Raw genomic sequence first — 12,703 nt, 5'->3', positions numbered from 1 at the left:
GTTTCAGAGAGAGTAAGGAGGCTTCGTATAACCACGGGGGGACAAGGTGAAGATTTCGTACCCGTCTTCCGTCACACCCAATTGATGCTCGAACTGAGCAGACAGGGAGCGATCCCGTGTTACGGCGGTCCAATCATCGGCCAGCACCTTCACATCCGGGCGACCAAGATTAAGCATTGGCTCGATGGTGAAAACCATGCCTGCCTTCAGCACAGTACCCTGCCCGGGGCGGCCATAGTGTAGAACACTCGGTGCCTCATGGAAGTTGCGGCCGATACCATGCCCGCAGAAGTCCCGCACCACACCAAGGCGATTCTTCTCGGCAAAACTCTGAATGGCATGACCAATATCGCCCAGCGTAGCACCGGGGCGGACCTGCTCGATCCCTAACATGAGGGCCTGGTAGGTCAGGTCGATCAACTTCTCGGCTTTGCGGGGGGCTTTGCCCACCACATACATACGAGATGTATCGCCGTACCAACCATTCAGAATGGACGTGACATCAATGTTAAGGATGTCACCTTCCTGCAGGCGGCGGTCACCGGGAATACCGTGGCAGACAACATGATTGAGGGAAATACAGCAGGATTTCGGAAAACCATGATAGTTGAGAGGTGCCGGTGTCGCACCATGCTCCAATGTGTATTCATGGACGATCCTATCCAGCTCGCCCGTTGTAATGCCGGGGCGGACATGCTCGGTGATCATATCCAGAGTGGCAGCAGCAAGCTGCCCGGCTGCCTTAAGATGTTTAAAATCGTCCGCTGTATAATGCTGGATGCTGCGCCCGTCTCGAGAAGACATGAAGTACCGTAATCCCTGTTCTTGTCTATAATAATGCTATCGGCTCGGCCATAATGCCAGAACTGCCTGCAGAATGCGCCCTGCCCTGTTCCAGCGCAAGACCCCGCCGACACAGACGGGATATCAGGCCCATCCTGTACCGGGAATAACGGCCAAACAAAAAAGGCCCTTCCTGCATCATGCACGGAAGGGCCTTGGGTCATGCCATCAAGAGCGGTGATGCCCCCGGCGTGATGCCCAAGAATGATGCAATCCACGTGGCGCACCACGTGAGCGGTAAGAGACCAGCATAATCCCCCGGCGCAGATGCGACCGATGCAGCCCACTCCCACCATGACGGGCCATAGCATAATAACGGCCCGACCTCTTGATCAACGGGAGCGGGTCCTGCCCTGAGGCAGAAAAGCCTCCATCCAGCAGAGAGATCATCGTCTGATTCCGGCTCTCATTACTCGAAGCCCCCAGCACGACACCGATAAGCCGCACCTGCCCCTGCTGGGCCGAGCTAACGAGATTATGGCCTGCTAGATCGGTATAACCAGTCTTGAAACCATCAGCCCCCTGATACACCCCGAGGAGCGGATCATGATTGGGGATCATATGACGGCGGAACGGGAACTCCCGCACACCGAAATAATGATAATATTGTGGAAAGTCCCGCATCAGCGCTCTCGCCAATACAGAAAGATCCCGGGCTGTGGTGACCTGATCAGGGTCCGGTAGACCAGAAGCATTGCGGAATGTCGTGTGCGCCATGCCAAGCCGCCGTGCCTGCTCGGTCATCAGTGCAGCAAAACGGGTCTCATCCCCACCACCCAAATACTCACCCAGCACGCAAGCGGCATCGTTGGCGGACTTGGTTACAAGGGCCAGAATGGCTTGTTCCACCCCCAAATGCGTCCCCGGACGCAGCCCCAGTTTGGACGGTGCCTGTGTGGAAGCATGAATGGAGACCGGCATACTATCCTGAAGAGTGAGGCTGCCACGTTCCAACGCTTGGAACGTCATATACAGCGTCATCATCTTCGTGAGGGAGGCAGGATAACGCTGAAGGTCGGCATCCGATTCGGACAGTACGGTGCCTGTCCGGGCATCAATGACTAGAGACGAGACATGACCAGCAAACTGCGCCCGTGCCGTACCGGAGAAGGCAGCCAAAACGACCACACACGAAAACAGGGCACGACTAAAAAACGGGCGCATCAGATGGAAATATCCTCAGGTTGGCAGGAATCCACAAAAAATCAGAAAGCGTATGACCTTAATCTTCTGTCCCCGGCCCTGTCCAGAATTTTCCATCTTCTACATCTAAGATCGCCCCCTCCTATTTAGGAGGAGGAAAGATTTCCATCACAAAACTGTTACGAATTAGGCTGACAAAACGAGGCATAACCAGCAGAAAAACGCCATATCCACCCCAAACTACACTTTAATTGAAACCACCACGCAATATCATCGCCATATGATTTCTACATTTTCCTGCTAGACTGAGGGTCGTGTCTGCAAATAAATCAGGAGAATTTCCCTATGCAGCGTAGGCCATATGCCATGGCACATGAGCGCCCCATGGCCTCCATTATGGACGATACCGATATCGCCCTCCCTCCCCATGCTGCACGGGAAGATACTCTGACCTCCCAAAAGACAGAGTTCGCCTATCCCTCCATGTACAGGGTTGTTCTCCTCAACGATGATTACACCCCCATGGATTTCGTGGTCTTCGTGCTGGAACAGTTTTTTGATAAATCCCCGGCCGATGCACAAGCCATTATGCTGGAGGTCCATAACCGGGGCAGCGGCGTGTGCGGGGTCTTTACCTACGAGATTGCCGAAACCAAGGTAGGCCAGGTGATGGACTTTGCCCAGAAGAACCAACACCCCCTTCAGTGCACCCTTGAGAAAGCCTAAAGCCATCGCCACTTAATATGAATTGACAGATTTCTATACTGCCATTTCATCATTCTGACATTCCTTCATGGCACAAGGAGCGCCTATGTTGTCTTCCACACTTGAACAGACGCTTCAGCGTGCGCTCATTCTGGCAGGTCAGAATCATCATGAATTCATTACGCTAGAACATCTCCTCTTCGCCCTGTGCGATGACCGGGACGCTATGGCGGTTTTTGCAGCCTGCCGAACCGACCTTGAGCTGCTCCGGCAAGATGTCGACCATTTCCTTTCTCATGAGCAGCAGGCCATCATCCGCCCGGAACTTGATGACGCCCCCCAGCCAACGGCAGCCTTCCAAAGGGTGATCCAACGGGCGGCTGTTCACATCCAAAGTGCCGGGCAGGCCATCATGACCGGGGCGCATGTTCTAATCTCCATGTTCGCCGAGAAGGAAAGTCACGCTGTTTTCTTCCTCCATCAGCGAGGTCTCACACGGCTGAACGCCATTCATGCCATGCAGCATGATGACGTAGCCACCAGCCCACATCAGGCAGATTCCACTAGCCGCAAAGCCAGAACCACCCGCAAAGAAGGCAGTGACACCAGCGAAACCGCCGAGACTGATACAAAAGACGCCCTACAGACCTACTGCACGAACCTCAACGAGCGAGCTCGTCATGACAAAATCGACCCGCTCATCGGCCGAGAGAAGGAAGTGGAACGTGTCGTCCAAATCCTATGCCGCCGGACCAAGAATAACCCCCTGTTGGTTGGCGACCCCGGTGTAGGCAAGACGGCCATTGCAGAAGGGCTGGCCCAAAGAATCGTGAAGGGCAAGGTCCCCGCCGTACTCGCCGATGCCCAGCTCTACAGTCTGGACCTTGGTGCCCTGCTGGCTGGAACACGCTACCGTGGCGATTTTGAAGAACGGCTTAAGGCCATCATGAACGAGCTAGAGCAGAATCCCGGCAGCCTGCTCTTTATTGATGAAATACACATGCTCATCGGTGCAGGAGCCACAACCAATGGGTCCATGGACGCCTCCAATCTTCTCAAGCCCGCTCTCGCTGCTGGGAAGCTACATTGCATTGGCTCCACCACGTATCAGGAGTACCGGCGACATTTTGAAAAGGATCACGCCCTAACCCGGCGTTTCCAGAAGATTGATGTCACTGAGCCATCACAAGCCGATGCGATCCGTATTTTGCGAGGCCTGAAGGAGCGTTACGAGGAACACCACAATATCCGCTTCACCGACCCGGCTATTCGCAGTGCTGTGGAGCTTTCCGTCCGTTACATTCACGACCGCAAGCTCCCTGATAAGGCCATTGATGTCATTGACGAAGCCGGAGCAGCCTGCCGCCTTCTGCCCAATAGTCGCAAGCGGCGCACAGTCGGCACTCGGGACATCGAGGCCACAATATCCCGCATTGCCCATATCCCGCCCCGCCATCTCTCCACGGATGACCGAACCTCCATACGTCATCTGCCGACAGACCTTCGCAAGGCTGTTTTCGGTCAGGATGCAGCATTGGATGCGCTCTCTTCAGCTGTCATGCTGTCTCGGGCTGGACTGCGGGATGTGGAAAAAACTATCGGTAGCTATCTCTTCTCCGGCCCTACAGGGGTTGGCAAGACAGAAGCAGCCCGACAGCTGGCCCAGTCACTAGGCATCAAGCTGATACGTTTTGACATGTCGGAATATATGGAAGCTCATTCCATCTCCCGGCTGATCGGTACACCACCAGGCTATGTAGGGTTTGAGCAAGGTGGCCTGCTGACCAGTGCCATAGACCAGACACCCCATGCCGTCCTACTACTGGATGAAATTGAGAAAGCCCATCCAGACCTCTTCAACATCCTGCTTCAGGTCATGGACCACGGCAAGCTGACGGACAATACCGGCAAAACGGTAGATTTCCGCAATGTCATTCTCATCATGACCAGCAATGCCGGGGCCAGTGACCTCTCCAAGGAGGCCATTGGCTTCGCCCGTTCAGCACGGTCCGGCGATGATGAAGAAGCGATCAAACGACTCTTCTCACCAGAGTTCCGCAACCGGCTGGATGCCATCATTCCCTTTGCCCCGCTAACACCAGCAGTCGTTGCCCATGTTGTGGAAAAATTCCTAACCCAACTCACCACCATACTGGCAGCTAAGAACGTCTCCCTGCATCTCACAGCCTCCGCTAAGGCGTGGTTGGCGGAACGAGGCTATGACAAATCCAACGGTGCCCGCCCACTAGGACGCCTGATTGAAAATCACATCAAGAAACCACTGGCTGAAGAAATTCTCTTCGGCAAGCTGATGGAAGGCGGGACAGTCAAAATCGGTGCACGTGATGGACAACTGACCTTCACCATCTCTGCCCTCACAAACGCCCCCTCTCCCAAAAAGGGGCGCAAAAAGGCTGGAACACTGGCCCCGGCTTAATGCCGGGGCACAGCCATCTTATTCGTAACGCTGGCCATTGACGCTAACATACCCAGCCCACGGCCAACGGCGGCTTGTGCCGTGATGGGTCCAATCTAGCCCCTGTCGGCTAGGACCGTCATAATAATACCGCCCCTGCACCTCGACCTGATCCCCAACCTTCACCCACGGCCATGATGGTGCTTTCATCTCATCAAGGTTGGAGACCACACGAATGGGCTGGCCCCCGGCAACGGACATCAGAAAATAGCCATGCATACCGCTCCGGCTCCGGCGGGCTCGATAGACTTTCACCACATTCCCGCAGATATGTTCCGGCAAGTCCAGATGCTGGCCGTAAGGCACCTGCGTATGGGCAAACTGCTGGGCGTACCCTGTCTGATCCTTCACGAACTGCGCATTATCACACTGGGCTGGCATTGTTGCTTCAGCCGCTGCTGGATGGCTTAACGCTACAGTACCGAGCAAGGCCGCAAGAAGGCCTGCTCTCAGCATGGTCGGATGAAAAAACCGCATATCATCTCTCTTTCCTCCCCCTTCCCCCACGGGCGAGGCAGGAGTATCCTTGAGGGGTTTCATCATTACTGGGATACAACCAGACATGATTTTCATCCATTACCGGATGTCCCCCTAGCGGCTCAACCATATTCATGGCCGGGCACTCCATCACCACCTTATGACAGGGAGGAAAAGACCATGCCCCTACATCACCTGAAAACACTCCGTGACCGGCTGAAGACAACACGGGGCAGAACCAGAGAAACACCCGTTACCTTCGCAGACAGCCACCCGGTTTTCGAGATCGTAGCCCTTGGCGTACGGAGCGGTGTAGCTGATGGTAATCTTTCCTCCTATCTGGTCCGTCCCCTAGGCACAAATGAGGCTGTTATCTGTGACGCCGGAACTCTGGGGCATGGGCTAAAGCGTGCCGAGGCCCGAGGCGTTCTAGATGATATTCCCATCATGCCGGATTCCGCACTTAGCCGAGCAGGCCATGTTCTTAAACAAACTGTTCGGGCTTATCTCATCAGCCATGCCCATCTCGACCACGTAGCCGGGCTGGTTCTCTCCTCTCCCGAAGATACACCCAAACCCATTTATGCCTTGCCAGAAACAAACACCCTTCTGACTGAACATCTTTTCAATGGCCGTATCTGGGGTGCTATGGGGGATAAAGGACCAGAACCCCGCATCGAAAAATACAGCTATAAAGACATGGTAGCGGGGGAAGGCCAGAACATTGAGGGCAGCGGGCTGGAAGTCACGGCTTGGCCTCTCAGCCATGCCAGCACGACTTCTACAGCCTTCCTCATTCAGCATCATGGCCGGGCTATTCTCTATCTGGGTGATACACAGGCAGATCAACCAGATGGACCACAGAATCTCCAGAAACTTTGGAAAGCCATTGCACCACTGTTGCGAGAGAAAAAGCTACACACCATCATCATGGGTGTAACCTATCCGGATGCACAGCCAGAAAACGCCCTCTGTGGACAGCTTCGCCCAAAAGACCTGCTACAAACTCTGCGGGACCTAGGACATATCTGCGGCGGGCGTCACCATATCCGCGGGCTGCGTGTTCTTGTCAGTCATGTGAAAGAGACATTCCATGAAGGCAACAGCCCGGTGCAGCATATTTATCGGGAACTTCAAGACGGCAATGATATTGGTATTCATTTCATGATGGCAGAGCAAAGCGCACGCTATCTTGTCTGACGGGTACAACGACAACAGTATGATGAAACGGCGGACCTTCCTTACCGGCCTCGGTTTGGGAGGTCTCGCTTTTTCCGATCCATCTCTAGCAAGAGGAGATGGACATCATCATGTACGGACGAAACAACAGCCTCTGTCCCACGGTCATGAGCACGCACCAGCTGCACCCCCGCCATCTGATGCACCTGCTCTTGATACGCTCTCAGACACTACACGTCAGCAGATTACCCAACTTGTCAGCATAGCTCCTCATAAATCACGACAAGAGCGCATCATGCTGATCTCACAATCCATGAAGGGCACGCCCTATCTGGCGCAGCCACTTATTGGCTCAGCGAGTACAGCCGAAGAGCTTATTCTTTCATGGCGGGGTGTAAATTGCATGACCTTCGTGGAAATCATTCTAGCCGCTAGCCAAAGCTTTAATGTGGAGCAGTTCATACACGCACTAATTGCCACACGATACAGCCATCATCATGTCAGCTTTACAGAACGACGACATTTTCTGAGTGACTGGTTACATGGCTCACCCGTTCTCTGTCGTGATCTGAGCCCGAAATTTTCGTATGCACAGCGGGTTGAGAAAACACTGAACCTGAAACTCTCTTCTTCCAACAATCCAGATAACGGGCATGAAAAGACCCAAGACCGTTATGTGCCGGGTATTCCACTGAAGAAACGCCTCATCACCTACCTGCCAACACGACCATTTCTTGATGATTTACAAGCCGGTGGCGTTCGCAAAATTGTAAAAACGGGTGATGTTATCGGTATTTATAGCCCATTGGCAGGGTTGGATGTCTTCCATATCGGGCTAGCAATTTGGCATGGAAAAACCCTGCTTTTCCGTAATGCCTCTTCCCTTCCCGAACATCGCTATGTCGTGGACACGCCCCTTGATCATTACCTACAAGAACGCCGAGGGGCCATCATATATCGCCCCCGCTAGGCAATAGCGAGACACAACATAATCATAATATATTGGTAAATATAGGTAATAAGGGAATCCCTCCCCCTCGTAAACGAGGGGGAGGTAATCCTTCGCATGGAAAACCATGTTACCGTGGTTTCCCAACCAATTTGCCTAGAATCAATACTAAAAATAATACTTAAATAATGTCAATAGATATGAAGGAAAACATTTTATGACACCTATCTCCGAATCCCTCCTATTCGGTCTTGACGTTGGAATAAGCTCATGTGGCTGGGCCGTACTCAGGCACTCAAATACAACAGGACACATAGAAGCCCTCGGAAGCTGGTGCTTTGATGCCCCCGAGACCAGCAAAGAACGAACTCCCACAAACCAGATCAGACGCTCCAGCCGCCTTCTCCGCCGTGTCATCCGCCGTCGCCGCAGCCGGATGACTGAGATACGCCGTCTCTTTGCTCAGCATAGCCTGATTGATAATGACCGACCAGATGCTCTCCGCCAACCTACCATTGACCCATGGGAAATGAGGGGACAGGGTCTTGATCGTCAACTAACTCCCGAAGAATTTGCCGTAGCCTTGGCTCATATTGCCAAACATCGAGGCTTTAAATCCTCTGCGAAACGCATCGGAAGTAATACTTCGCCTGACGACAGTAAAATGTTGGCCGCACTTGCAAAAACCAAAGAGCTATCAGCCCAATATCGCACAGTCGGCGAAATGTTCGCCCGTGATTCCGCTTATGTACAGCGGCGGCGCAACCGGGATGGTCTCTTTGACCGCACAATAAGCCGGGATGACCTCATCAATGAGGCAAAAATCCTCTTCAATAGGCAACGTGCGCTAGGCAACCCCGTTGCCAGTACCGAAATTGAGGAAGCTTTTACCCGCATCGCCTTTTGGCAGAACCCCATGCAGGATAGCGGCGTACTGGTAGCCCCCTGCCCTTTCGAGCCGAAAGAAAAACGTTCATCCCGATTCTCACCGTCCTTCGAGCGGTTTCGTCTTCTCTGCCGCCTTATCAATCTCCGTGTTACCGATGGCCCAGAAGAACGCCCTCTGACAGAAGAAGAGCTACGCCTTGCCTACGAGCACGCAGGTAAAACACGCAAACTGACAGCCGCCGCCATCCGTAAGCTCATCGGTTTACGGGGTGATCAACACTTCACCACCATACCACCAGAGCAAGAAAAACAAGACATCACAAGCCGGACGGGAGAGACATTTGCAGGCACGGCAACGTTCCGTTCCGTACTGGGAGAATCGTTATGGCGGCAGTTACTGCCACATCCTGAATGGCTTGATAACGCTGCATGGATCATCAGTTTCCATGAACTGACGGACACCATCATAAAGAAACTGGGCGACATTGGCCTTCCTGAAGAGGCCCACAAACTCATCTGCCATGCTTTAAAAAGTGACAAAAATCCATTTGCAAAATTCAAAGGGGCCTCCTCCCTCTCCGACAAAGCAGTACGGGCTCTCATCCCCTACCTTCAGCAGGGTCTAACGTACGACAAAGCCTGCCAAAAGGCGGGATATGATCACACTGCATCCCGATTCAGTGGTCGTGCAACAATTGATACCAAAGCCAGATTTAACGCTCTCATGGCTGAGGTCCGGGACAGTATTGCCAACCCCATCGCCAGAAAAGCCTTAAGTGAAGGGATGAAACAGCTCTGGGCCATGCGAAACCGCTGGGGTCTGCCGGGAGCTATCTGTATTGAACTTGCTCGTGATGTAGGTAACAGCCTTGAAAAGCGTAAGGAAATTGAACGTAATCTCAAAACTACGACTAAACAACGTGCCAGAGAGCGTGAGGAAGCCTGTGAACTATTAAATCTGAAGGAGGTTTCTTCAGATATCCTCCTACGGTACCGCCTCTGGAAAGAACAAGGAGGTCGCTGTTGTTATTCGGGCAAGTCCATTGCACCGGACATGCTCATGGCACAGGATAATCGGATTCAAATTGATCATATCCTGCCTTGGTCTCGTTTTGGGGATGACAGTTACAGCAATAAAGGGCTTTGCCTCGCAAAAGAAAATCAGGCCAAGAAAAACAAGACACCCTATGAATGGATTCATGGCCAGGGAACCACGGCCCAGAAGGAGCAGTGGGACAAATTTGTCGCCGATGTGGCAAGCCGTAAAAACACAAAGGGCCTGAAAAAGCGCAATTTCCTTCTTAAGGGCAGCAAAGAGATAGAGGAACGGTTCCGTAGCCGCAATCTCAATGATACACGCTATGCGGCCCGCCTGATGGTCGAGGCGGCACGCCTGTTATATCCCGCCGGACAGCGCGGCGAAAAAGGGGGAACAAGGCGGGTGTTCACCCGTCCTGGGGCTCTAACAGCTGCTCTCCGTCATGCTTGGGGTGTTGAATCCCTCAAAAAGATCGGTGGGGAACGCCTCCATGATAACCGTCATCATGCACTGGATGCCGCCATTGTGGCTGCTGTCAGCGAAGCGGAAATCCAGAAACTCACGAAGTCTTTTCAGGAATGTGAGCAGAAAGGCCTATCCCGCCCCATGCGGGATGTTGCCCCACCATGGGACGGATTCCGGGATCAGTTAAAAGAAAAATACGAGACCATTTTCGTCGCCCGTCCCGAACGCCAGCGGGCCCGTGGTAAAGGCCACGACGCCACGATCCAACAGGTCCGGGAAGAAGAAACAGGCCCGGTCATCTATGAACGCAAAGCCGTTAACGCTTTAACTTTAGCTGATCTTGCCAAAATCAAAGATCCAGACCGCAATGCCGGTCTTATCGCCTCCCTCCGCCAGTGGATTGAAGCGGGGAAACCAGAGGACAGACCACCAAGAACCCCGTGCCACCAGAGCGCAGCAGGCCATGAAATACGCAAAGTACGCCTTGCTACCACAACTAAACCAGCTGTTCCCGTCCGGGGAGGCATGGCGAACAGAGGTGTCATGACACGGGTTGATATCTTCAAAGTCATCGGGAAAAAGGGGAAGCCAGAATGGTACATGATCCCCATATATCCCCACCAGATCATGAATCGTTCCCAATGGCCAACTCCCCCTAATAAAGCTATCGTCAAAAACAAATCTGAGGAAGACTGGCCTATCATGGGGGAAGAAGCTCTGTTCCAATTTAGTCTCTATCCCCGCAGTTATGTACGTCTTTTTAACAAGGGAACGGTCAAAGAAGGCTATTTCTGCGGCTGTAACCGATCCACAGCTTCCATTGCTCTGGCCGATTCGACCGGTGCTGCACCATTACAACAAGGCATCGGTATAAAAACCCAGGAGCATATCCAAAAATTTTCCGTTAATCGCTTCGGCGAATTGTCACCCGTTAAACAGGAGACACGGACATGGCATGGCGTTGCGTGCACATCTCCCGACCAGCACGATTGAAGCTAAAAGACGGACAAATGCTTATTATGCAGGATGATGACACCATCACCCTGCCATTAGAGGACATAGCCTGCTGCGTACTCGACACGCCACAGATCACTCTTTCTGGTGCCCTGCTTTCCACTCTTGCCGTGCAGGGCATCGTCTTGATCGTACCGGATGCCAGACACCACCCAGCCGGGCTTCTCCTCCCCTTCCACCAGCACTATGCACAAGCAGACATCATACAGTTTCAGATATCCGCTTCTTTGCCACTCCGTAAACGACTTTGGCAGCTGCTCGTCACTGCGAAGATCAACAATCAAGCGGCTGTTCTGAACATGCAAAGGCATGGTGAGGCCAAAAGGTTGCAAAACATGATAGACCTCGTGACCTCAGGCGATAAGGCTAACATCGAGGCACAAGCCGCCCGCTTTTACTGGTCCCGGCTTTTTCTCAACTTCACTCGCGCCAACGAAGCTGATAAGCGCAATGGCCTTTTAAATTATGGCTATGCCATCCTTCGTGCAGCCTTGGCACGTGCCTGCGTTGCTGCAGGACTTATCCCTTCACTAGGAGTGCATCATGCATCTCGCACCAACGCCTTCAATCTTGTTGATGATCTCATAGAACCTTTCCGCCCCTTCGTGGACCAGATGGTAGCCCAATACCATCCGGAGCCAGCCGCTGCTTCAGCCAGTCTTGAGGACCGCCAGTTCATGGTTGGCATCCTGTCACAATCTGTTCTGATAGGCCAAGAAACCATGACCATTCTTGCGGCGACTGAAATTGTTGCCTCTAACCTGGTTAAAGCCCTTGAACATAACAGTGCTGCCTTACTGCGCCTGCCTGTCTGCATCACTGGGGGTAGCTCATGAAAGCAGAGGAGACCCGATTCTTGTGGCTAATAATCTTTTTCGACCTCCCCGTCCGCACCAAAATTCAAAGGCGGCAGGCAGCGCAGTTTCGTAATTTCCTACGTGATGATGGATTCATCATGCTACAATATTCCGTCTATGTTCGTGTCGGACGGGGACAAGACAGTCTCGATAAACATTTACGCCGGGTTCGGACCGCCCTCCCTAAAGAAGGAAGCGTCCGAGCTTTGCAAGTAACGGACAAACAGTATGGAAGGATGGAGATTATGCTCGGCCTTGCAAAAAAAACCGAAGGAATAGGCACGAAACAGATGGTGTTGCTATGATTTTCGATCGTAAAAACAATGAAAAATCATGCAACATCAATCTGTTACGCAAGAGCTAACCTACCATAGGCAAATCGGTAGGGAAACCACGGCTATAGTCTATTGCGCCTATCATCGCCTGACAACCTACCATAGGCAAATCGGTAGGGAAACCACGGCAAAGAGTTGCACGCCATCATGCAGAGAGAGAACCTACCATAGGCAAATCGGTAGGGAAACCACGGCCATGGTGTCAGCCCTTCAGGGGGCTTTTCCAACCTACCATAGGCAAATCGGTAGGGAAACCACGGCAACTTTCCGCTTCGATCAAGGTGGAGAGTTAACCTACCATAAGCAACTCTAAGCTAAATACTCTGATGCTTC

The 12,703-nt window shown here is 52.8% G+C and carries 10 protein-coding genes; 7 read left to right on the top strand and 3 right to left on the bottom strand.

The genetic code is table 11. From position 1 onward, the window contains the following. Positions 1-3: 3 nt before the first annotated feature. Positions 4-804 carry a type I methionyl aminopeptidase gene (gene map / locus AL01_RS03205; RefSeq protein WP_077395945.1) on the bottom strand — a complete coding sequence of 267 codons (801 nt, stop codon included), beginning with the start codon at positions 802-804 and terminating at the stop codon, positions 4-6. Between the two features lie 207 nt (positions 805-1,011). Then, the gene (locus tag AL01_RS03200; protein WP_077395943.1) at positions 1,012-2,007 is read right to left on the bottom strand and encodes a D-alanyl-D-alanine carboxypeptidase family protein; all 996 of its coding nucleotides are present in this window, start codon (positions 2,005-2,007) and stop codon (positions 1,012-1,014) included. A gap of 345 nt (positions 2,008-2,352) precedes the next feature. Between AL01_RS03200 and clpS the strand changes: the two genes are divergently transcribed. Both clpS and clpA read left to right on the top strand, forming a co-directional pair. Further along, on the top strand, positions 2,353-2,712 hold the full coding sequence (gene clpS / locus AL01_RS03195; protein WP_241502680.1) for an ATP-dependent Clp protease adapter ClpS: 360 nt from the start codon (positions 2,353-2,355) through the stop codon (positions 2,710-2,712). Positions 2,713-2,797: 85 nt separating this feature from the next. Then, positions 2,798-5,128: an ATP-dependent Clp protease ATP-binding subunit ClpA gene (gene clpA / locus AL01_RS03190; protein ID WP_077395939.1), complete on the top strand. Its 2,331-nt coding sequence runs from the start codon at positions 2,798-2,800 to the stop codon at positions 5,126-5,128. An 18-nt stretch (positions 5,129-5,146) separates the two neighbouring features. Here clpA and AL01_RS03185 read toward each other — a convergent pair whose 3' ends face one another. Then, positions 5,147-5,644, bottom strand: coding sequence for a DUF3465 domain-containing protein (locus tag AL01_RS03185; RefSeq protein WP_077395937.1), 498 nt, complete (start codon positions 5,642-5,644; stop codon positions 5,147-5,149). Between the two features lie 180 nt (positions 5,645-5,824). Between AL01_RS03185 and AL01_RS03180 the strand changes: the two genes are divergently transcribed. The 5 genes from AL01_RS03180 (at position 5,825) to cas2 (ending at position 12,340) form a co-directional block, all read left to right on the top strand. Then, on the top strand, positions 5,825-6,844 hold the full coding sequence (locus AL01_RS03180) for an MBL fold metallo-hydrolase (RefSeq protein ID WP_158075926.1): 1,020 nt from the start codon (positions 5,825-5,827) through the stop codon (positions 6,842-6,844). Next, entirely contained in the window at positions 6,837-7,793 is a 957-nt protein-coding gene (locus AL01_RS03175) for an N-acetylmuramoyl-L-alanine amidase-like domain-containing protein (RefSeq protein ID WP_143280665.1), read from the top strand. Before AL01_RS03180 ends, AL01_RS03175 begins: the two co-directional genes overlap by 8 nt. Before the next feature lie 196 nt (positions 7,794-7,989). Beyond that, on the top strand, positions 7,990-11,157 hold the full coding sequence (gene cas9, locus AL01_RS03170; protein ID WP_077395933.1) for a type II CRISPR RNA-guided endonuclease Cas9: 3,168 nt from the start codon (positions 7,990-7,992) through the stop codon (positions 11,155-11,157). After that, the gene (cas1, locus tag AL01_RS03165; protein WP_077395931.1) at positions 11,115-12,014 is read left to right on the top strand and encodes a type II CRISPR-associated endonuclease Cas1; all 900 of its coding nucleotides are present in this window, start codon (positions 11,115-11,117) and stop codon (positions 12,012-12,014) included. Before cas9 ends, cas1 begins: the two co-directional genes overlap by 43 nt. Next, positions 12,011-12,340: a CRISPR-associated endonuclease Cas2 gene (gene cas2, locus AL01_RS03160; RefSeq protein WP_043557960.1), complete on the top strand. Its 330-nt coding sequence runs from the start codon at positions 12,011-12,013 to the stop codon at positions 12,338-12,340. The genes cas1 and cas2 overlap by 4 nt, the downstream gene beginning before the upstream one ends. Positions 12,341-12,703: the final 363 nt, after the last annotated feature.

Source organism: Bombella intestini, from assembly GCF_002003665.1.
In the GTDB taxonomy this organism is placed as follows: domain Bacteria; phylum Pseudomonadota; class Alphaproteobacteria; order Acetobacterales; family Acetobacteraceae; genus Bombella; species Bombella intestini.
This window is presented reverse-complemented; position numbering and strand designations above follow the sequence as displayed.

Coding starts and splice junctions, on each gene's coding strand:
- map (WP_077395945.1), bottom strand. CDS start 804: ATGTCTTCTCGAGACGGGCGCAGCATCCAGCATTATACAGCGGACGAT.
- AL01_RS03200 (WP_077395943.1), bottom strand. CDS start 2,007: ATGCGCCCGTTTTTTAGTCGTGCCCTGTTTTCGTGTGTGGTCGTTTTG.
- clpS (WP_241502680.1), top strand. CDS start 2,353: ATGGCACATGAGCGCCCCATGGCCTCCATTATGGACGATACCGATATC.
- clpA (WP_077395939.1), top strand. CDS start 2,798: ATGTTGTCTTCCACACTTGAACAGACGCTTCAGCGTGCGCTCATTCTG.
- AL01_RS03185 (WP_077395937.1), bottom strand. CDS start 5,644: ATGCGGTTTTTTCATCCGACCATGCTGAGAGCAGGCCTTCTTGCGGCC.
- AL01_RS03180 (WP_158075926.1), top strand. CDS start 5,825: ATGCCCCTACATCACCTGAAAACACTCCGTGACCGGCTGAAGACAACA.
- cas9 (WP_077395933.1), top strand. CDS start 7,990: ATGACACCTATCTCCGAATCCCTCCTATTCGGTCTTGACGTTGGAATA.
- cas1 (WP_077395931.1), top strand. CDS start 11,115: ATGGCATGGCGTTGCGTGCACATCTCCCGACCAGCACGATTGAAGCTA.
- cas2 (WP_043557960.1), top strand. CDS start 12,011: ATGAAAGCAGAGGAGACCCGATTCTTGTGGCTAATAATCTTTTTCGAC.